Genomic DNA, 21,227 nt, shown 5'->3' on the forward strand with positions numbered 1-21,227 from the left:
CCGGGCACGGGCGGGACCGCCCGGCGGCACACGATCACCGGGACATGCGGAGTTCGGAAGACACGACGGCAACCGTATGAATTTTAGCATGCGGAACTTCCGCACCGGATTCACTCGTGACAATAGGGCGCCGGTCCGGATCGCCCTGAAATCAGGAAAAGGCCACAGAAGACCGGAACCAGTGCGGAATCCGGAGCCGGGAAGGACGAATAACGCGCTTTCGTCTTCCTGGCCCCGTCACCGGTGCGGTGTTCCGTCCGATACCGCTCGGTCCCACCGGAAGCGGTCGGCCCCGCCGGTACCGCTCGGTCCCGTCAGTACTGCTCGGTCTCGATGAAGCCCGCGTCCCCCTCGTCGTCCGCGCCGAAGGCGTCGGCGGCGGCGGTCGGGTCGAATCCGGGCGGGCTGTCCTTCAGGGCCAGGCCCATGCCGGCCAGCTTCGCCTTGACCTCGTCGATCGACTTCGCACCGAAGTTGCGGATGTCGAGCAGGTCGGCCTCGGAACGCGCCACGAGCTCACCCACGGAGTGGACGCCCTCGCGCTTGAGGCAGTTGTACGAGCGGACCGTGAGCTCCAGCTCCTCGATCGGCAGCGCCAGGTCGGCGGCCAGGGCGGCGTCCGTCGGGGACGGACCCATGTCGATGCCCTCGGCGTCGATGTTCAGCTCGCGGGCGAGACCGAACAGCTCGACCAGGGTCTTGCCGGCCGACGCCATGGCGTCACGCGGGCGCATGGCCTGCTTGGTCTCGACGTCGACGATGAGCTTGTCGAAGTCGGTGCGCTGCTCGACTCGGGTCGCCTCGACCTTGTAGGTGACCTTCAGCACGGGGCTGTAGATGGAGTCGACGGGGATGCGGCCGATCTCCTGGCCGACCTGCTTGTTCTGCACGGCGGAGACGTAGCCGCGACCGCGCTCGACGGTCAGCTCCATCTCCAGCTTGCCCTTGCCGTTGAGCGTGGCGAGGACCAGGTCGGGGTTGTGCACCTCGACACCGGCCGGCGGGGCGATGTCGGCGGCGGTGACCAGATCCGGACCCTGCTTGCGCAGGTACATCACGACCGGCTCGTCGTGCTCCGAGGAGACGACCAGCTGCTTGATGTTCAAAATCAGGTCGGTGACGTCCTCTTTGACGCCCGGCACGGTGGTGAACTCGTGCAGGACACCGTCGACGCGGACGCTGGTGACAGCGGCGCCCGGGATCGAGGACAGAAGCGTACGGCGGAGCGAGTTGCCGAGGGTGTAACCGAAGCCCGGCTCCAGCGGCTCGATGACGAACCGGGAACGGAACTCGTCGACGACCTCTTCGGTCAACGACGGACGCTGAGCGATCAGCACGAGACATTGCCTCCAGTGTGTGGCGCCCCTGTGCGGCGCCGTGGACACCACGAAGAGTAGGGGTGATTCCGTCGCCTACAAGGCCGAACCGCCCGACACCATCCGTCTGCCGACCGGCTCGGCGGCCCCGGGGGTACGGGGCGTACGGGGCGGAGACCGGCGCGAAACCGTGATCGGCGGTCCGTGGGGCCGCCTGCCCCAGCGGGCCCACACGCCCCTTCCACACCACCCTTTCGGGGCCGTTCCCCTGTCCGCCCTTCAGGTCCCGCCCCCTCGGCACCGCCCCTTCCAGGCGGGCCACCCGGTCGCCGGACCGGCGCGCGCCCTCGCGCCGGTACCCTCACCCCCGTCCCGTCCCGCACCAGGCCACCCCGCCACCACCGCTGCCCCCGCCACCACCGCCGCCTTCCGGAGAGACCATGCCCCGCCCGTATGTCCTGCTGTCCGCGGCCGTCTCGCTCGACGGCCACCTCGACACCCGCCCGGGCGAGGAGCGGCTCCTGCTGTCCAACCAGGAGGACTTCGCACGCGTCGACGCCGTACGGGCCGACTCCGACGCCCTCCTCGTCGGCGCCGGGACGCTCCGCGCCGACAATCCCCGCCTGCTCGTCGCTTCGGCGGAGCGCAGGGCGGCACGGGTCGCGGCCGGCAAGCCGGAGTACCCGCTGAAGGTCGCCGTCACCGGCACCGGCGACCTCGACCCCGGCTGGAAGTTCTGGCACCACGGCGGGGACAAGCTCGTCCTGGCCGTCGGCGACGCCGCCGCCGCGAAGGCCCGCGCCCGCCTCGGCGACCTGGCCACCGTGCACAGCGTCCCGGCCGAGAACGTCTGGCCGGCCGCGCTCGACCTGCTCGGCGACCACTACGGCGTCGAGCGGCTCATGGTCGAAGGCGGCGGCACCGTCCACACCCGGCTCCTGGAAGCGGGGCTCGCCGACGAACTCCACCTCGTCGTCGCCCCGCTCCTGGTCGGCCAGCCGGACGCGGTACGGATGCTCGGCCCGGCGGCCTACCCCGGCGGTCCCGCGGCCCGGCTCCGCCTTCTGGAGGCCCGCCGGATCGGCGACGTGGTACTCCTGAGGTACGCCCCCAAGGACCTCTCGACGGAGCCCCGATGAGCACCCCTCCCCCGGCCGCCGCCCCGGGCACCGGCCGCGAACCCAACGCCGCCGACCGGAACTGGCTGGCCCTCGCCTGCGAACTGGCCGCGCTCTGCCCGCCGTCCACGACCGCGTTCAGCGTGGGAGCGGTCGTCGTCGCGGCCGACGGGACCGAACTCGCCCGCGGCTACTCCCGCGAGAGCGACCCCCGCGACCACGCCGAGGAAGGCGCCCTCGCCAAACTCCCCGCCGCCGACCCCCGGCTGGCCACCGCCACGATCTACAGCTCCCTGGAACCCTGCGCCCGGCGGGCCTCCCGCCCCCGTACCTGCGCCCGGCTCATCCAGGACGCGGGCCTGCGCCGGGTCGTCACGGCCTGGAGCGAGCCGGACACCTTCGTCACCGACGCCGACGGGACCAGGCTCCTGGAGGACGCGGGGATCACGGTCGTCGCCCTGCCCGAGTACGCGGATGCCGCCCAGGCACCCAACCGGCACCTGCTCTGAGCCGGCGGGGCCGGCATGCGTCCGCGCGACGGCGGGCGACCGCCGCCCCGCCCCGCACCCCCCGTCCACGCGGGAGTCCCGCCGGTGCGTCCCCGCGCACCGGTGATCCTGCCGTAGGCCCGTCAGATCGTGCGTACCGCCTTGAAGTCGTCCACGGAGAGGGTGACGGGGACGCTGGTGGCCGATCCTGACAGGTAGACCAGCAGGCCGGTGCTGCCGGCGCCCTGGAGATCGGCGGTGGAGTCGGTCGCCGACACCTGCCAGGCCGACGGTTCGCCCGCTGTCGCCTGCCACACCTTGGCCCGCAGGGTGGTGGGGGCGGCCCCGGTGACCTGGAAGCGGACCCGCAGCGGCATGCCGGGGGTGACGGAGAGTCCCGGGATCTGCGAGGCGGTGCCGATGTCGGTCTCGGCGCCCGTCGCGTCGGCGCGGCGCAGTTGCAGGCTCACGCCGCCGTCCGCGCGCAGGAGGACCAGGGCCCGGTACGTACCCGAGCCGTCGACCTTGCGTCCGACGGCGCTGACGTAGACGCCGCCGCCCGTGGCGGCCTTGTCGACCGAGAAGGTGAGGGTCAGATCGGTGTCGGTGGTCAGCACCTGGTGCAGATAGGCGCTGCGGGAGACACCCGGGGCCGGCAGGACGACCTGTCCCCTGCTGCCGTCGGCCGAGTAGCCACCCGCCGGATCCCCCACCCACCAGTCGCCGCCGGAGTCCGCGGTGCCCCATCCGCCGGCGACGGTCCGGCCGAAGCTGTCGGAGGCGTGCACATCGGTCGGCGGGCCGAGCCGGCTCCGCGTCGCCCAGTCCGCGACCTGCGCTCCGGTGGCGAGGCCGTACTCGCCGTCGAAGCGGTAGTGCACACCCAGCCAGACGCGGCTGACCGCGTCCTCCCGCGCGGCGGCGCTGAAGGAGGTGAACGACCGGGTCGCGCCCTGGGCGTACGGGTCGTCCGTACCGGCCTCGAAGGCGAAGTCGTCCCGTCCCACGTAGTTCCGCAGCACCTGGGACCAGGCGCCGGCGAAGGTCGCGTGCCCCGAGACGAACGCCGGGAAGGGCGGCGAGAAGGAGTTGCCGGCGCGGTCGCGGGACTCGGGCCGCCAGCCGGCGTCGGGGTGGGTGGCGTGGAGGTGGATGGCCGTCTCCGGGCGCCACAGGTCGATGTCGGTGTCGTACTTCGCGTCCCACGCGGCGATGGCGGCGTCGGCGAGCGCCAGCGACATCCAGGCGAACAGCTTGGCGTTGGTCAGCTCGCTCCGGTCGGGCAGCAGGCCCGCCACGCGCTCCGTGATCGCGAGCAGCTGGCCGGGCGGCTTGTACGTGCCGTCCACGTCGTTCGCCCAGAAGTGCGCCGCCCTGGTCTGGTCGGCGCTGCGGCCCGGGGCGCCGACCCCGCCGACGTCCCGGAGTTCCTCCACGTGCGCGAGATAGGTCGTGTTGCCGATCAGTTCGCCGACCGTCTGCGCGCCCATGGGGCGGGAGGGCCGGAACTGGTTCCCGCTCGCCATCGTGAACGGCCGGACTCTCCCCCAGTGCGGGTCCACGGCCGCGTCCGCTCCCGTGGGCCGCCAGTCGCCCGGCCGGTTCCCCGGTATGTAGCCGATCGTGGCGTCCGCTCCGTCGTTGCGGCGCGTCACCAGCATCACCTGGGCGACGCGGGACCCGATGGCGGCGGCCTGCTCGCGCTGGGCCTGTGTGACGGAGCCGGGGACGGCGGCCTGCGCGGTGCCGAGCGCCGCATCGAAGTCGAACTGCGGATAGGACGCCTTCGGATACAACGCGCTGAGCACGCCGTACGCGGCATGGTCGATCGCCGTGCTCACGTCGGGCGCGGTACCCGCCGGGACGGGAACGCGGATCAGATAGGGCTGGCCGATGCCGCCCGCGACGGTCGCCCGGCTCGCCGAGTTGGCGCTGTCGTAGATGGCCCCGTTCATCATCGCGGCCGTCCTGGTCAGTCTCCCTGGGGAGGCCGCCCCTTTGACGAGTCCGCGGAAGGTGTCGCGCAGTACCTGGTTCCAGTACAGCACGTGGTCGATGGTCGCGGCCGGAGCGGCCGATGCCGCCCGTGAAGACGGGGCGGCCTGCGCGGGCGGGACCGCGACCGCCATCGAGCCCGCTGCCAGCCCCGCGCCGGCCAGGAGGAGACTGCGGCGCCGTATCGATCTGTTCTCGTCCATACACGTTCCCTCTTCGTCGAGGTTCCCAGTGGTGCGATACAGGTGTGCGATGGTGCGACGTACCGGTGCTTCGCTTTCGTGCGCGCGGGCGCGCGGAGGCATGCGACCGCGGCACCCGTGCCGGGGAGTCGAAGGTGCGGCAGGGGTTCGCGGCGAAGCGCCTCACGATCGCACCGGCATATGCCAAGCTGCCACCGATGAACATGTACTTGTCAAACGTTGGCGGGATTCCGATGGCCGACCGGGTACTCCGCGTCCCCTCCACGGCTCCACTGCCGTCGTGACGTGGCTGCCGTACGGCATCCGCGTCCCGATGGCCATAGGAGGGCGGCCGAGTGGGTGGTGCCGGGCGGCGTTCGGGTGAGGCCGGAAGGTGGCGCGAGGGTTCGGGTTCGCGGGGGCGAGAGAAAGGGGGGCGTGAATCCTCCCTCGTATGCGATGCGCTCTCGTCCGGGCGGGGTCCGGGCCCGGGCTCTCCTTCGCGGCCTGGTCGCGGCCCTGTGCGCCGCCCTGTGCCTGGCCGGGTTCGCGGCGCCGCCCGCGAGCGCGCGGCAGTCCCCGCCGGCCGGTACCGCCCTGGGCTGGGGGTGGAACAGCTACGGGCAGGTGGGAGACGGCACCACCACCCAGCGCGACACCCCGGTCGACGTGAGCCTGCCCGCAGGTGTCGAACTCACCGCGGTCGCGGCCGGCGCTTACCACAGCCTGGGGCTGACGTCCGACGGCCGGGTCTTCGGCTGGGGCAACAACGAGTTGGGGAACCTGGGAGACGGCACCACCACCAGGCGCCCCACGCCGGTCGAGACGCACCTTCCGGCGGGCACCCGGGTCACGGGCATCGCGGCCGGTGGCGGGCACAGTCTGGCACTGACCTCCGACGGCCGGGTGCTCGCCTGGGGCGCGAACGACGAAGGGCAGTTGGGGGACGGCACGACGTCCATCGACGAGCCCCACCCCACGCCGGCCGAGGTGCACCTGCCCGCGGGTGCGCACGCCGTCGCCATCGCCTCTGGATGGCTCCACAGTCTGGCGCTGACCTCCGACGGCCGGATCCTCGCCTGGGGGTACAACGGCTACGGGCAGCTGGGGGATGGCACCACCACGAATCGCAGTACGCCGGTCGAGGTGGACCTGCCGGCCGGTGCCGAGGTCACCGCCTTCACGGCGGGCGGCGAGTTCAGCCTGGCGCTGACCTCCGACGGCCGGGTCCTGGCCTGGGGGTACAACAGGAGCGGACAGCTGGGGGAAGGCACCAACACGCGTTACCACCCGACGCCGGTCGAGACACTGATCCCGGCCGGTACCACGATCACCGCCATCGCCGCGGGGTCCACCGGCAACCACAGCCTGGCGCTGACCTCCGACGGCCGGGTCCTGGCCTGGGGGTACAACTCGGAAGGTTCGCTGGGGACCGGTGACTTCATCAGCAGCAGGACGCCGGTCCAGACGCTTCTTCCCGCCGGCACCCATGCCGTCCTCATCGCCGCCGGTGGCGTGCACAGCATGGCGGTGCTGTCCGACGGCCGGCTGTACGCCTGGGGGGCGGACTACTACGGGCAGCTGGGGGACGGCGCCTCCGGCGGTTACGGCAACCCCACGCCGCACCGGGTCCTCATCCCCGCCGGCCGGCGCGTCACGGCGATGTCCGGCGGGTACCTCCACAGCCTGGCGGTGGCGGTGCACGGAGAGAGCGCCACGACGTTGACGGCCTCCGCCACCACGATCGCGCCCGGGGAGGCGGTGACCTTCACGGCGGATGTGACGTGCGCGGTCGGGACTCCGACCGGAGAGGTGGTCTTCTACGACGGGACCACGCCGATCGGCACGGGCACGCTGGGCTCGGACGGCTCCGTGAGCCTGACCACCACCTTTCTGCCCGTGGGCACGCACTCCATCACGGCGCACTACGAGGGGGACGGTCTCTGTCCGACCTCGGTGTCGGCGGCGGTCACGGTGACCGTGGAGGAGAACGCGGGCTCGTCGCTCGGACTGACCAAGCAGGTGGTCTCGACCGGCCCGTTCCAGGTCGGTGACACGGTCGACTACACGTACACGGTCACCAACACGGGCTCCGCCGCCCTGACCGGTCTGACGGTGACGGACGACCTGGTGACGGGGGTGAGCTGCGGACAGTCGAGCCTTGCCGCCGGGCAGAGCACCACGTGTCAGGGCAGCTACACGGTCACCGAGGCCGACGCGACCGCGTGCACGCGGGGCCGTGACGATGGTGGTCACGGCGGCGGTTACGGCGGTGGCCACGGCGGCGGTACGACCTGCCCGGTCACCAACACGGCGTACGCGACGGCGAGCGACCCCCAGGGCGACCAGATCACCAGCGACACCGCCACCGCCACCATCCAGGTCACCAATGGAAACGGCAACGGCGGTGGCTACGGCGACGGCTACGGCGACGGCGACAGGAAGGCCCGGAGCGCGTAACGGCGGTCAGTCCTGGCATCGATCGCCGCTGCCGTGCGCGGATTCGAGCGGCCGTCCTCGCGATGAGCATCGCCGGTCGAGCCCGCCGCCGTGACCACGCGACGCGAACAGGCGTGATCAAGGCTCGCGGACGGCGCGCGTCCGGTCTTCCGCGTCGCACACGAGGAGGGGGTGTCCGGCTCGCCGCCGGACACCCCCTCCTCAGATACTCCCGCTGCTGCGGGTCACTTCTTCCCGCCGGCCAGCCACAGTCCCAGCGCCGATCCGACGAGGACGACGCCGGTGCCCACTCCGGCCAGGACCCTCAGGGTGCCGGTGTAGTGGGCGAAGGTGCTGACGTAGACCGCCGCCACCGTGGAGACGACGAGCAGCAGCCAGAGCACGGGCTTCATCAGGGGGTTCCTCCTGTTGTACGCCCCTGGCCCGACGGGCGGCAGGGGCGGGATCTCTTACGTCGTCCACCCTCTCTCCGCACCCCTGGCCGGCACATCGGACCGTCCCCCCGAACCCGGGGTGTAGCCCGCTACACCCCCGCGGTGACGAGCAGGTCACCGGCCGCCCCGCGGGTCAGGCGTTCAGGTAGGCGAGCACCGCGAGGACCCGTCGGCTTCCGCTGTCGCTGGGCGGCAGGTTCAGCTTGGCGAGGATGTTGCCAATGTGCTTGCTGACGGAACGTTCGGTGATGAACAGGGTCGTGGCGATCGTGGGATTGCCCAGGCCCTGCGCCATCAGCCCGAGCACCTCCCGTTCCCGGGGGGACAGCGCGTCGAGCGGGTCCCTGCGGCTCATCAGCTGGGAGACGACCTCGGGGTCCAGCGCCGTTCCGCCCGCGGCGACGCGCTCCAGCGCGTCCTGGAACTCCTCGATGTGCCCCACCCGGTCCTTGAGCAGGTAGCCGACCCCCGAGGCGCCCTGTCCGAGCAATTCGGCGGCATAGCTCTCCTCGACGTACTGGGAGAGCACCAGAATCGGCAGGCCGGGAACGAGTCTGCGGGCCTCGATGGCGGCACGCAGTCCCTCGTCGCGGAATCCGGGCGGCAGCCGGACGTCCAGGACGGCCACGTCCGGCCGGTGTTCGAGCAGGGCGGGGACAATCTCGGGCCCGCTCCCCACGACGGCCACGATCTCGTGCCCGACGTCCTCCAGGAGCAGGATCAGGCCCTCGCGGAGAAGAACGTTGTCCTCCGCGATCACGATCCGCACGGCAGCACCACCTCAATCGTCGTTCCGGAACCGACAGGGCTGTCGATCCTCGTCGTACCGTCCAGGGCGGCGACCCGTCGGCGTATCCCGGCGAGTCCGCTGCCCGAGGCGGACCCCGGCGCGGCCCCACCGCACCCGTCGTCCCCCACGACGACGCGCAGCGTGGGTCCGTCGTACCAAAGCGACACCCGGGCACGGCTCGCTTCGCTGTGCCGGGCGATGTTGGTCAGCGCCTCGGCGACGACGAAATAGGCGGCCGCCTCCACGGCGGCGGGGGGCCGGCGGTCGGTCTCCGGAAGTTCCAGGGTAGTGGGGATCGGCCGGCCCGCGGCCAGGGAACGGATGGCTCCGTTCAGTCCCCGGTCGGAGAGGATCGGCGGATGGACACCGCGGATGACGGTGCGCAGTTGGACAAGTGCCTCGTCCACGGTGGTCTTGGCCTCGAGCACCATTCTCCTCGAGCTCTGCGGGTCCTTGTCGAACTTGCGGTCGGCCAGGGCCAGGCGCATGGCGACCGCCACGAGTTGCGCCTGGGTGCCGTCGTGGAGGTCCCGTTCGATCCGCCGGAGTTCCGCCTCGTGGGCCTGGAGGGCTCCGGCGCGCGAGGCGGTCAGTTCCTCGATCCGCCGGCCGGCGCCGGTCCAGGTGCCGAGCATGATCTCCGCGATCCGGGTCTCCAGTTTCTCCGCGGCGGGGGCCAGCCGGAAGAAGACGGCGCTCAGGAGCCAGGCACACACCGCGGACAGGACGATCGCCTGCATCCAGGTGGTGAGGGGGGCCGCGAGGAGGGTCAGGGTTCCGCCGGGAAGCGTCCACCACCACAGCGGGATGGAGATCGTCAGCAGCAGACTGAGCAGCACTCCGAGGACGAGGACGGGAAGGACGAGCCCCACGATGCCGTGGACCAGCATCCAGGCCGCGTCCTTGCGGGTGCCCGGGGACCGCAGCAGCTGGAACGTCCGCTGGTAGGCGTTGCCTTCGGGCGTCGGGTAGGGCCGGCGCACCGGGCGGCCGAGAACGCGTTCGGCGCGCCGGCGTTCGGCATCGGCCAAGGCGCGCAACGGCCGCACCGCCCACGGCAGGATCGGCGCGAAGAGCAACGAGAAGCAGACCAGCGGCAACAGACAGTAACCGACCAGCGAAAGCAGCGCGGTGACGAGCCCGCCCAGCAGATATCGCGTGGATCGCAGGCCGTGGAGTGCTCTCGCCTTCAGGTCCATGGAGCAAGACGGTACTTCACGGGTGTTCCCCTGTCATAAGAGTGCGCTCCACCTGGCAGGTGGAGCGCACTACACCCCTGCTCCGGGAGAGAGACCGCTGCCGTCCGCTCGGTGCGCGCGATTACGTTCGGTACTCGTTCTGACCGATCGAGGGAACCGAAGGACCCATCATGCAATCGATGACGACGACCCGGGCCACGCCGTTCGCCGTGTCCCTGGATGAGGTCTCCCAGTCCTATGGCGAGGTGACCGCGCTGGACCGGGTCAGCTGGGGGTTCCGCAAGGGCAGTTTCACCGCGATCATGGGCCCGTCCGGATCGGGCAAGAGCACCCTCCTGCACTGCGCCTCCGGCCTCGACCGGCCCAGCGGCGGAACCGTACGGCTCGGGGATCTGGACATGGGCGGGCTCCGCGAGACGGAGTTGACCCGGCTGCGCCGTGAACGGATCGGGTTCGTCTTCCAGGGCTACAACCTCATGCCCTCGATGGACGTCGAGCGCAACATCACCCTGCCGCTGTCCCTCGGCGGCCGCCAGGTGGACCGGCGCTGGCTGGACGAGGTGGTCCACCGGGTGGGGATGGCCGACCACCTGGACCGGCTCCCGGCCCGTCTGTCCGGCGGCCAGCAGCAGCGGGTGGCCATCGCCCGGGCCCTGGTCACCCGCCCGGAGATCGTCTTCGCCGACGAGCCGACGGCCGCGCTCGATCCGAGGTCGGCCGAGCACGTCCTGAAGCTGCTGCGCGACGCGGTCGACGAGATGGGGCAGACGGTCGTGCTGGTCACCCACGACCCGATGGCGGCGACCTGGGCCGACAGCGTCGTCTTCCTGAGCGGGGGCAGCGTCGTCGACGAGCTCACGGCTCCCTCCATCGCGGCCGTCCTGGCCCGTTGGGCCACGCTGTGAGGCGCGGGATCGCCGCCGGGGTGGCGGCGGCACTGCTGTGCGCGGCCGCGTTGACGGGCGCGTTCGGGGTCCTGCTGGAGTCCGCGCTACGGGCGCACGGAGCGACCGACCGCTATGGGAGCGCCGTGGCCGTCGTCGCCGCGAGCCAGCGCGTCGAGGCCGCCCGGAGCGGAAATCCCGACCAGAGCGACCCCAGGCCGCTGGTGGAACGGGCCCGGGTACCGGCAGCGGTGGCGGACCGGGTGCGCGCGGTACCGGGGGTCACCAAGGTGGTCGCGGACGTCTCCTTGCCGGTGGTCACCGCCGACGGCGTGGTGCGGACCGGCCGCGGCTGGGACGCGACCGCGCTCACCTCTGTCGAACTGCGGGCCGGCCGGGCCCCGTCGGCGGAACACGAAGTCGCGGTGGACTCCGCCGGCGGCAGGGCCGTCGGCGACACGCTCCGCCTCCAGGTCGGCGGCGGTGCGCCGGAGCCCTACCGGGTCAGCGGTCTGGTGGCCGGCGGGTCGGCCGCGGGCCGCGACGTCTGGTTCGGCCAGCGTACGGCGCAGGCTCTCGCCGGCCGGCCCGGGCGCGCGGACGCGCTGGTCGTACTCGGTACGAAGGAGACGTCCGCCCGGTCGCTGGAGGCGGCCGCCCCCGGCCTCGTCGTCGCGACCGGCGCGGACCGCGGCGACGTCGAGCACCCGGAGGTGGCGGCGGCACGACTCGACCTGATCGGTGTGTGCGCGTCGATCGGCGGTGTCGCCCTCCTGGTGGTGCTGCTGATCGTGACCGGTCTGCTTGACATGTCCGTACGGGACCGGACCCGCGAGCTCGCCGTCCTGCGCGCCATCGGTGCCACCCCCCGGCAGGTCCGCCGGGTGATCGTCCGCGAGACGCTCAAGGTCGCGGTTCCGGCGTCGCTCCTGGGTGGTCTGCTGTCGCTGCAACTCGGCACACTGCTGCACCGGTTCATGGCCGGGCAGGGCGTTCTGCCCCCGGGGCTGGGGCTCGCCCTGGGGCCGATTCCCGTCCTTGGCGCCCTGGCGCTCGCGGTTCTCACCGCGGTCGGTTCCGCCTGGCTCGCGGCACGGCGCGTCTGCGCGATCCAGCCGGCCAAGGCCGTGAGCGAGTCCTCCGTCGAACCGACCCGGCTGCCGCGCTGGCGCATGGTCACCGGCCTGGTGTTCCTGGCCGTCGGTCTCGGTTCGGCCACCACCGCGTTCGCGCTCGGCGGGCAGGTGGCGGCCGCGGCCATGGGCGGACTCGTCCTCTCTCTCATCTGGGCCGCGGCCCTGCTGGGACCCTGGATCGTCCGAGCGGGCGTCGCCGTCCTCGGCCCGGTCATGCGGCTGCCGTTCCCGGTTCCGGGGCGGCTCGCCACCGACACGGCCACCGCCTCGGCCGTACGGCTCGCGTCGGTCGTCACACCGATCGCACTCGCGCTCTCCTTCGGCGCCAGCCAGCTGTTCGTGCAGACCACCGCGGTCAACGCCACCCGGACGCAGGCGGCCGCGGGCTTGCGCGCGGACCATGTCCTCGTCGCGAACGGGCCGGGCGTGCCCCGGGCCGCGTACCAGGCGGTGCGAGAGACGGTCGGGCCCGGCGCCGTGACGGCGGTGAAGCGCACCACCGTGGTGATGAAGGTCACGGACCAGCTCCAGTCCCTGCCCACTCAGGGGCTGAAGGGTGCGCTGTCGAACATCGACCCGGGCGTGAAGGCGGGCTCACTGAAGGGGCTGAAGGGGCTGCGCGGCACGAACACGGTCGCGCTCAGCACGAACGTCGGCAGCGCGGACGAGGTCGGTTCGACCGTGTCCCTCTGGCTCGGCGACGGCACCCTGATCCACCCCAGGGTGGTGGCCGTCTACGACCGGGGCCAGGGCTTCGGGGACGTCCTGCTGCCGCACGACGTGGTCGCCGCCCATGTCACCGACCCGGGCCACGACGACTACCTCCTGGTGAAGGGAGAGGCCGATCTGCGACCCGTGCTCGACCGCTTCCCCGGGACTCATGCCACGTCCGCCGGACAGTACAGCGCGGCGCTCACCGAGCAGGCCCGCCGGCAAGGCCTGCCCGGGCTGTTCGCCGTCGCGGCGATCTCCCTGTTCACCCTGATCGGCGTGCTGACCACACTGGCCGTCGCCACCGCGTCCCGCCGTCGTGAACTGGTTCTGCTCCGGCTCATCGGCGCGACCCGCGGCCAGGTTCTGGCCATGCTGCGGCTGGAGACCTGCCTCGTACTCGGTACGGGGGCCGCTGTCGGCTCCCTCGTCGCGGCGGCGACGCTGCTGACCTTCGGCGGCGCGGTGACCGGTCTGTCCGCGCTGTCGGTGTCGCCCACGGTCTGCGCGGCCGTACTCGGCACGGTGTTCCTGTCGGGCATGGCGGCCGTCATGCTGCCCGCCCGCCGGCTGCTGCCCCGCCGAAGGCCTCCGCGCATCGCGTAGCGGAGGCGGGCCCCGCCGCTCTCGTACGCCCCCGGCCTCGGGCGGGGCCACGAGAAAAGGGCCGCTCCTTCCCGCCCGCGACCACGACAGGACCGGGCCGGACCTGGCCGGGCTGAGCCGGACCGGGCTGAGCCGAACCACTGGCAGGGCCGCCGGTCACACCACGACCATCCCTGACCCACTGACGTTGTTCCCTATCGACAGGAGTCCTTCCATGTACGCACGCGTTTCACCGAGGTCTCGCACCGCTTTCTCGCGAACCGGCCGGCGCAAGGGCCTGCTGGCCGCGACCATGCTCACCGGAACCGTCGTGACCGGTGCGCTGCTCCCGGCCACGGCCTCGGCGGCCAAGCCCGACCCCGTACAGACCAGTCTGAACACCCTGGTCGCGGACGGCGGGATACCCGCCGCGCTGGCCAGTGTCACGGACCGCGAGGGCCGGACGCGCACCTACACCGCAGGGGTCGGCGATCTCAAGACCGGCGCGAAGGTACCCAAGGACGCACGGGTGCGGGCGGCCAGCAACACCAAGTCGTTCACGGCCGTCGTCGTCCTCCAGCTCGTCGCCGAGAAGAAGGTCGCCCTGGACGCCCCCGTCGACACCTACCTGCCCGGCCTGCTGCGCGGTGACGGAATCGACGGACGCCACATCACCGTCCGCCAGCTCCTCCAGCACACCAGCGGCCTGCCCGAGTACGTGGACAAGCGCGCGATCCTCAAGGATCCGCGGAGGTACTACGAGCCGCGCGAGCTCCTCGAGCGCGCACTGGCGCAGAAGGCCCACTTCTCGCCGGGCGAGAAGTGGGAGTACAACAACACGAACTACCTGGTCGCGGGCCTGATCATCCAGAAGGTCACCGGCCGGCCGCTGGGCGAGGAGGTCAACCGGCGCGTCATCGACCGCATCGGACTGCGCCACACCTACTTCCCCGCGCCCGGGGACATGACCATCGACGGGCCCCACCCCAAGGGCTACGACCGGGAGACGGCCGACTCGCCCTGGCGCGAGGTCACCGAGCTCGACCCGTCCTGGGGCTGGGCCGCGGGTGCGGTGATCTCCACCAACAGCGACCTCAACCGCTTCTTCACCGCCCTCCTCGGCGGCGAACTCCTGCCCCCGGCCCAGCTCGCCCAGATGCGCACCACCGTCTCCGCGGAGGAGGCCGGTCCGGGTAACCGTTACGGGCTGGGCCTGTTCAGCAGGCCCCTGCCGTGCGGCGGCGTCTACTGGGGCCACGGCGGCACCATTCCGGGTTACGCCACGCTGGGAGGCGTCACGGAGGACGGCCGTGCGGTCGACGTCGCGCTGACCGCCCTCCCGGCCGACAGCGCCACCGAACAGCGCCTGCAGTCCGCCGTCGAGACGAACCTGTGCCGCTGAGAGCTTCACCACCCCGACCGGGGACCCGCCACATCTCGCCATCCCCGCCATCCCCGTCGAGCGGCCGCGGACGCGGCCGCCTGGTGAGGGCGGGTCGAGCCGGCGGCGGGAGTCCTGGCGCCACCGGCGCTTGACGGTATCGGTCGCCGTTCCTGTTCGCGTTCCCGATCGCGTTCGCGTTCGCGTTCCCGATCGCGTTCGCGTTCCCGATCGCGTTCGCGTTCGCGTTCGCGGGAACGGCGGCCGATGCCCCGGCGGGCCCCTGCTCACCTTCACCCTCACGACAGGAGTCGTAATGTACGCACGCGTTTCGCCGAGTTCTCGTACCCCTCTTTCGCGAACCGGCCGGCGCAAGGCCGCGCCGGCCGCGACCGTACTCGCCGGAGCCGTCCTGGCCACCGGTGCGCTGTTCCCGCCCACCGCCTCGGCGGCCAGGCCCGACCCCGTTCAGAACAGCCTCAACGCCTTGGTGGCCGACGACGGGATACCCGCCGCGCTGGCGAGCGTCACGGACCGCGAGGGCCGGACCCGCACCTACACCGCGGGAGTCGGCGACCTCAAGACCGGGGCGAAGGTCCCCAAGGACGGGCAGGTGAGGGCGGGCAGCAACACCAAGCCGTTCACCGCCGTCGTCGTCCTCCAGCTCGTCGCCGAGAAGAAGGTCGCCCTGGACGCCCCCGTCGACACCTACCTGCCCGGCCTGCTCCGTGGCGAGGGGATCGACGGACGCCACATCACCGTCCGCCAGCTCCTCCAGCACACCAGCGGCCTGCCCGAGTACATGAACGCTCCCGTCTTCGCGGACTTCCCCGCCGTCCGGTACCGGTACTTCGAGCCGCGCGACCTGCTCGACGGCGCCCTGAAGCAGGAGGCCCGCTTCGCCCCGGGCGCGAAGTGGGAGTACAGCAACACGAACTACCTGGTCGCGGGCCTGATCATCCAGAAGGTCACCGGCCGCCCCGTGGGCGAGGAGATCGGCCGGCGCATCATCGACCGCATCGGACTGCGCCACACCTACTTCCCCACCCCCGGAGAGACGACCGTCCACGAGCCCCACCCCAAGGGCTACGAACGGGAGGAGGACGACGGCCCTCTGGTCGACTACACCACCATGGACATGTCCATGGGGTGGGCCGCAGGTGCTCTGGTGTCCACCAACAGCGACCTCAACCGCTTCTTCACCGCCCTCCTCGGCGGTGAACTCCTGCCGCCGGCCCAGCTCGCCCAGATGCGCACCACCGTCCCCGCGGAGGTACGCGGCCCCGGCGTCCGCTACGGACTGGGCCTGACCAGCACACCGCTGTCGTGTGGCGGCGTCTACTGGGGCCACGGCGGAACGGCCCTGGGATACCGGACACGAGGCGGCGTCACCGAGGACGGCCGTGCCGCCGGCATCGCGGTGACCACCGCCCCGGTGGGCGCGGCCTCCCAGCGGGTGGAGGCAGCCGTCGACACGGCGCTGTGCCGCTGATCGGGCGGAGACAGACGGGAGGCGGGAGAGGGCCCGCGGGGGCGCCGACGCGTTCCCGCGGGCCCGGCCCCGTTCCGTCGACTCCGGACACACCCAGGACCTAGTTCAGCAATCAACTACTTCCGGTCCCCGAGAGTCGACCGCCGGCACGGTTCGTGGGCGCATACTGGAGACAATGTCAAAGCCCGCCGCACCCAAGCGCCACTTGCCTACCAGCCCTTTCAAGGCTCCGGTCAGGCCCGCCCCCAAATACTTCGCCATCGGCGACCAGGTCACACACGACGTGTACGGCCTCGGCCGAGTGATCGGCATCGAGGAAGGAATCGCGGTACTCGTGGACTTCGGCTCGGAGCCCATGCGAATCCTGAGCCCGTACCCCAAGATGACCAAGCTGTAGGACCGGCCGCGCCCGGTCACGGCACCATCAGGCCCCAAAGGGCCCATGACGAACGGGAGATCTCTCATCAATCCGACGTCGCTGTTCTCCGCCCTGGAAGGGCGACCCCGCGATTCCACCGCGACATCGCCGCCTCCGACCACCCAGCCCTTCCAAGCCCCGGACTTCGGGGAGGAAGAAGCCCTCCCGCAGGGCCACGCGCCGGACGCTTCCGGCAGGCAAGTCGCCCGCGAACGCTGGTGAACGCCCCCGCACGCCGACCGGCACCCTCTCGACACCGTTGAAAGCGTGTGTCCCTTGGGCCGTCCCCGGACCGCCCAAGGCCAGTCGACGCCGACCGGCAACGCCAGAAGCTCACGGCATCTGAGCAGTTCAGAGCCGTGAGCTTCGCCAACCCCACCGGCCGGCCCCCGCCGATGATCAGCGGACCGGCAAGCCCACCCCGCTCTTGAGGACTTCCGTCCGCGTGCCGAAGGAATCCCGGCCGCGGTCCGGAGCGGGTGGGCCCCCATGGCTGCCGGGCCGGCCACTCCCCTCCCGCTTCAGGACCTTGACACCAAGCGGAATTCCGGCCCGGCGGCTCACGCTGGATCTTCCGTGGTGCCCACCGCTACGCCGTCGTCCACGGCGGACTCGCTCCGTCGAGGTCGCCCTGGTGACCGCACCCAGGACGTTCCCGGCCACTCTGGTCAGCTCAGGAAACTCAGCCGCACCTGACGCTGCGGATTGTCCCTGTTCGTATCCACCAGACTCCGCCAAGACAACCCAAGGCAGCCATTGACGCGCACGCACCGGACCGGTGCTACGGCACAGGCCGTAAGGCCCGGCACGGCCAAGGAGGCCGGAGGGCTGAAGGCCCGGGTTCTGGCCGACATCGCCGCCAAGCAGGGTGTCCTGCGCTTCGTGGAGCAGATGCAGCAGAACGCGGAACACGACGGCTTCATGGTGTACGGCCCCGCCACGAACCGTCCACCGCGACCCACTGGCGGATTCGTGTCACGTCGACTCAGACGATGTCCCTCGCCAGGGACCGCATCAGGTCCAGTTCCGCCCGCTGGCCCCGAGTCATCTCCTGGGCCAGGCGGAGGAGGGCCGGGGGTGTGTCGGGGGCCGTAACCGCCTCGGACATGTGGACGCCCCCCTGGTGGTGGGCGATCATCAGGCGGAGGTAGAGGGCGTCGGCGCGGGTGCCGTGTGCCGCGGCAAGTTCGGTCAGGTCGGCGCGGCTCGCCATTCCGGGCATCAGAACACCTCGCCGACGGTCCTCCTCGCTCGTCGGCGGCATGCCCATCCAGCGCATGGGCGACTCGCCCGATGTGGGAGTGAGACCCCACATCTGGAGCCACCCGAGCATCATGCCCCGCTGGGCGGCCTGTGTGTTGGCAATGTCGTACGCCAGCGTCCGCACCTCGACGGAAGCCCCGTTGCGCAGGACGGACAGCGACATCTCGACCGCCTGTTGATGATGGACGGCCATGTCACGGCTGAATCCGACCGCGACCGAGTCAGCGGCCGGCGCCTCTGTGTCCGTACGGGGGCCGCGGGACAGACCAGTCAGCATCAAGGCGCCCCCAAGCAGGACGAGGACGGCGGCGACCGTCAGCAAGCCACGGGCAGGACGCCGGCCGGTCACGGGGTCGCCTTTCCGCCGGTGACTGGCGCGCCCTGCTCGGGGGCCTGCGGCCCCTGGACGTAGGTGTCGAAGAAGGCGTCCATCCGGTCGTCCGTGGCGGACTCGAGGGACAGTTGGTGTCCCCATGCGGTGAGGCGCACGGGGCTGTCCTGGTCCGGCAGCGGGCTCATCATCCGGTACGGCACACCCGCCACCTTGGCGCGCAGCAACTCGACCTCGTTCTGGGGAAGCCTGCTCGAGTACGTCACCCACACCGCGCCATGCTCCAGGGCGTGCACAGCGTTCTCCTCGCGGAGCGGCCGGGTGTAGACGTCGCCATTGGCATTCTGCCACTGCGGGTCGTGCGGGCCGCCCGCGGGAGGCCGCATGCCGGCGGGATAGTCGACCTCCGTCTTGACGTGGCCACGCTCCAGTTCCCGGTAGAGCTTCTCGCCGGCGACGTTGACCCGGTCCGGGTCTATTCCTGAATCGGCGGTCGAGTCGGCGGCGGGCCTGCCGTGCAGGCCGGCGACCACGCTAAGGGCAACGGCCACCGCCACCAGCGCGCCCGCGATCGTCGCTCCTGCGCGCAGCCGCTTGCCACGGCGGATTCGCCGCGTATCCTCCCGGCGCAGTTCGTCGAGCCGGGCCTGCCGCGCGTCGTCGTCGCGACCGGCCGACGGGGGGCGGTAAGGGCGCTGCTCTTGTTCCATGGGCGGCCTCTCGGGTCACGGGGGTGAACGGATCAAGGTTAGGAAGGGTCTGGTCCTCAAGTCCTGGGGCCAGGGTCCCTACTCGCTCCCAGGACGGTGTCGGGACGGTTGTCCCAGGCTCCCGGGACGCGGGGTGTCCTACGCTCGGCGATCTCCAGCACCCGGCCGCGGGACCGCGGGTACCGGCATGCACGACCAACGGTGGGAGAAAGATGGAATTCGGCATCCTGGGACCGATGCGCGTGTGCACCGACGGCCGGGAGGTTCCCATCCAGGGCCGCAAGCAGCGGACCCTGCTCGCGGCGCTGCTGCTGGCCCGGGAGGGCGTCCTGTCCGACGAACGGCTGATCGCCCTCCTGTGGGGGCCGCGGCCGCCCGCCACGGTGAACGCCCTGCTGTACACGTACGTCTCGCGGCTGCGGCTACGACTGGGCGCCGCGGTCGAGCTCATCCGCGTACCGGCCGGTTACCGCCTGGGCATCGGGTCCGCGCGGTTCGACGCGGCCGAGTTCCACCGGCTGTCCCGTTCGGGACACGAGGCGCTGCGCGAGGGCCGCCCCGACCGGGCCGCGCGGCTCCTGCGCGCGGCCCTTGACCTCTGGCGCGGACCGTCTCTGGGCGGGGTCACGGACGAGCTGCGGGAGGCCGAGAACCCGCAGCTCGACGAGGCGCGAATGGCCGCGCTGGAGAGTCGGATCGAGGCGGAGCTGGCCCTGGGCGAGCACCGTCAGCTGGTCGCCGAACTCACCGGTCTGGTGGCGCGCTTCCCGCTGCGCGAACGGCTGCGGGCCCAATGGATGACCGCGCTCTACCGGTGCGAACGGCAGGCGGAGGCGCTCGCCGTGTACCACGAGGGCCGGCGACTACTCTCCGAGGAGCTCGGCGTCGACCCCGGCTCGGCCCTGGCAGCCACGCACCACGCGGTCCTCAACGGAGGGCTCACGTGGAAGGAGCCGCATCATCCGGCGGCAGTCCTGCCAGACGCAGCAGGAGCGCCTTGACCTCGGTTGCTGTGTACCGCGGACGGGCGGCCGCCGGATCGTCGCACAGCAGGACGGGTCCCTCGTCAGGGTGGGCGGGCAGCAGCCCGTGGCTACCGCGCACCCGCCCGGAGTCGAGGGACACCACGTTCATGAGGTAGCGCATGCCGAGTCGCTTGCGGACCAGCGCCGTGGCCGCCCGGAGTCTCACCCGACGGTCGGTGTGATCGAAGAGCAGCTCGGCCGGGTCGTAGCCGGGTTTGCGGTGGATGTCGACGAGCCGGGCGAAGTCGGGGGCGCGGTCGTCCTCGAGCCAGTAGTAGTACGTGAACCAGGCGTCCCGATCGGCGAGGGCGACCAGTTCGCCGGAGCGGGGGTGGTCGAGGCCCCGTTCCTTACGGCCGGCCTCGTCGAGGACCGCCCCCACGCCCGGCAGTGACTCAAGTACCCGCTGGACGGCCGGGACGTCGGCGGGATCGGCGACGTACACATGCGCGATCTGGTGGTCGGCGACGGCGAACGCGCGGGACGTCCAGGGGTCGAGGTACTCCATGCCGGCCTGGGTATACACATCCAGGAGTCCGGCGCGACGCAGGGCACGGTTGATGTGCACGGGACGGGAGACCTCGGTGATTCCGTACTCGCTGAGCGCGACGGTCGTCACCCCGGCGCGTCGGGCATCGTGGAGCAGCGGGGCGAGGACGCGGTCGAGTGCGCGGGCCGCACGGACGGCTTCCCGGCCGTGCGGCCCGTACCGCTGTAGGTCGTAGTCGAGGTGGGGCAGGTACACGAGGCTGAGGTCGGGGCGGCGAGTGCGCAGGAGATGGCGGGCCGCATCGACGATCCAGCGGGAGGACGCGATGTCCGCGGTCGGCCCCCAGAAACGGAAGAGGGGGAAGTCGCCAAGCCGGTCGGTAAGTTCGTCGTGCAGCGAAGGCGGATACGTGTAGCAGTCCGGTTCTTTGCGGCCGTCCGCGTGGTAGACGGGGCGGGGTGTGACGGTCCAGTCGACGTCCGCTCCCATCGCGTACCACCAGCAGACGTTGGCGACCGTGTAGTCGGGCCGAGTCCGGCGGGCGGCCTGCCAGACCTTCTCACCCTCGACTAGCCGGTTGTGCTGGCGCCACAGCATCACTTCACCGAGGTCGCGGAAGTACCAGCCGTTGGCGACCACCCCGTGCGCGGCCGGTGTCCCGCCAGTGAGCAGGGTGGATTGCACGGTGCAGGTGACGGCGGGCAGCACGGTCTCCAGGGGGGCCTGGAAGCCGCGCTCGCCCAGCGCGCGGAGGTGGGGCATGTGGGCGAGGAGTCGTGGGGTGAGTCCCACGACGTCGAGCACCAGGAGTGGGTTCAC

At 71.7% G+C, this 21,227-nt stretch carries 15 protein-coding genes and 1 pseudogene; 8 read left to right on the top strand and 8 right to left on the bottom strand.

The window, feature by feature from the left end; all coding sequences use genetic code 11:
* Positions 1-314: 314 nt before the first annotated feature.
* Complete coding sequence (locus ACGFRB_RS05490) at positions 315-1,337, bottom strand: DNA-directed RNA polymerase subunit alpha (protein WP_393239352.1); 1,023 nt, start codon at positions 1,335-1,337, stop codon at positions 315-317.
* A 419-nt stretch (positions 1,338-1,756) separates the two neighbouring features.
* Here ACGFRB_RS05490 and ACGFRB_RS05495 point away from each other — a divergent pair.
* A pseudogene (locus ACGFRB_RS05495) lies at positions 1,757-2,943 on the top strand (dihydrofolate reductase family protein).
* 122 nt (positions 2,944-3,065) lie between these two features.
* Here ACGFRB_RS05495 and ACGFRB_RS05500 read toward each other — a convergent pair.
* Entirely contained in the window at positions 3,066-5,120 is a 2,055-nt protein-coding gene (locus tag ACGFRB_RS05500) for a vanadium-dependent haloperoxidase (RefSeq protein WP_393239355.1), read from the bottom strand.
* A gap of 438 nt (positions 5,121-5,558) precedes the next feature.
* Between ACGFRB_RS05500 and ACGFRB_RS05505 the strand changes: the two genes are divergently transcribed.
* Entirely contained in the window at positions 5,559-7,559 is a 2,001-nt protein-coding gene (locus ACGFRB_RS05505; protein ID WP_393239358.1) for an Ig-like domain repeat protein, read from the top strand.
* 224 nt (positions 7,560-7,783) lie between these two features.
* Here the strand turns inward: ACGFRB_RS05505 and ACGFRB_RS05510 are convergent, their stop codons facing one another.
* The 3 genes from ACGFRB_RS05510 to ACGFRB_RS05520 form a co-directional block, all read right to left on the bottom strand.
* Positions 7,784-7,951 (bottom strand): hypothetical protein, encoded by a 168-nt coding sequence (locus ACGFRB_RS05510; RefSeq protein WP_363007951.1) that lies wholly within the window; start codon positions 7,949-7,951, stop codon positions 7,784-7,786.
* A 175-nt stretch (positions 7,952-8,126) separates the two neighbouring features.
* Entirely contained in the window at positions 8,127-8,762 is a 636-nt protein-coding gene (locus ACGFRB_RS05515; protein WP_363007949.1) for a response regulator transcription factor, read from the bottom strand.
* A complete protein-coding gene (locus ACGFRB_RS05520) occupies positions 8,750-9,982 on the bottom strand; it encodes a sensor histidine kinase (protein ID WP_393239361.1) in 1,233 nt (410 codons plus the stop codon). Before ACGFRB_RS05520 ends, ACGFRB_RS05515 begins: the two co-directional genes overlap by 13 nt.
* Positions 9,983-10,161: 179 nt before the next feature.
* Between ACGFRB_RS05520 and ACGFRB_RS05525 the strand changes: the two genes are divergently transcribed.
* The 5 genes from ACGFRB_RS05525 (at position 10,162) to ACGFRB_RS05545 (ending at position 16,568) form a co-directional block, all read left to right on the top strand.
* Complete coding sequence (locus ACGFRB_RS05525; protein WP_393239364.1) at positions 10,162-10,887, top strand: ABC transporter ATP-binding protein; 726 nt, start codon at positions 10,162-10,164, stop codon at positions 10,885-10,887.
* A complete protein-coding gene (locus ACGFRB_RS05530) occupies positions 10,884-13,319 on the top strand; it encodes an FtsX-like permease family protein (protein ID WP_393239367.1) in 2,436 nt (811 codons plus the stop codon). The genes ACGFRB_RS05525 and ACGFRB_RS05530 overlap by 4 nt, the downstream gene beginning before the upstream one ends.
* A 214-nt stretch (positions 13,320-13,533) precedes the next feature.
* Entirely contained in the window at positions 13,534-14,700 is a 1,167-nt protein-coding gene (locus ACGFRB_RS05535) for a serine hydrolase domain-containing protein (protein ID WP_393239370.1), read from the top strand.
* A gap of 295 nt (positions 14,701-14,995) precedes the next feature.
* Complete coding sequence (locus tag ACGFRB_RS05540; RefSeq protein WP_393239372.1) at positions 14,996-16,171, top strand: serine hydrolase domain-containing protein; 1,176 nt, start codon at positions 14,996-14,998, stop codon at positions 16,169-16,171.
* 175 nt (positions 16,172-16,346) lie between these two features.
* Positions 16,347-16,568 carry a hypothetical protein gene (locus tag ACGFRB_RS05545; protein WP_363007939.1) on the top strand — a complete coding sequence of 74 codons (222 nt, stop codon included), beginning with the start codon at positions 16,347-16,349 and terminating at the stop codon, positions 16,566-16,568.
* Between the two features lie 1,006 nt (positions 16,569-17,574).
* Here ACGFRB_RS05545 and ACGFRB_RS05550 read toward each other — a convergent pair.
* Both ACGFRB_RS05550 and ACGFRB_RS05555 read right to left on the bottom strand, forming a co-directional pair.
* Positions 17,575-18,201 carry a DUF305 domain-containing protein gene (locus ACGFRB_RS05550; RefSeq protein ID WP_363007937.1) on the bottom strand — a complete coding sequence of 209 codons (627 nt, stop codon included), beginning with the start codon at positions 18,199-18,201 and terminating at the stop codon, positions 17,575-17,577.
* Positions 18,198-18,893, bottom strand: coding sequence for a DUF3105 domain-containing protein (locus tag ACGFRB_RS05555; protein ID WP_363007935.1), 696 nt, complete (start codon positions 18,891-18,893; stop codon positions 18,198-18,200). Before ACGFRB_RS05555 ends, ACGFRB_RS05550 begins: the two co-directional genes overlap by 4 nt.
* A 236-nt stretch (positions 18,894-19,129) precedes the next feature.
* Here ACGFRB_RS05555 and ACGFRB_RS05560 point away from each other — a divergent pair, with 236 nt between their 5' ends.
* Positions 19,130-19,894, top strand: a complete 765-nt coding sequence (locus ACGFRB_RS05560; RefSeq protein WP_393239377.1) for a BTAD domain-containing putative transcriptional regulator — start codon at positions 19,130-19,132, stop codon at positions 19,892-19,894.
* On the opposite strand, the gene ACGFRB_RS05565 is transcribed toward ACGFRB_RS05560, so the two are convergent.
* Complete coding sequence (locus ACGFRB_RS05565; protein WP_393239380.1) at positions 19,833-21,227, bottom strand: alkaline phosphatase family protein; 1,395 nt, start codon at positions 21,225-21,227, stop codon at positions 19,833-19,835. The genes ACGFRB_RS05560 and ACGFRB_RS05565 overlap by 62 nt on opposite strands.

The sequence above is a fragment of the Streptomyces sp. NPDC048718 genome (assembly GCF_043198875.1).
Taxonomy (GTDB): domain Bacteria; phylum Actinomycetota; class Actinomycetes; order Streptomycetales; family Streptomycetaceae; genus Streptomyces.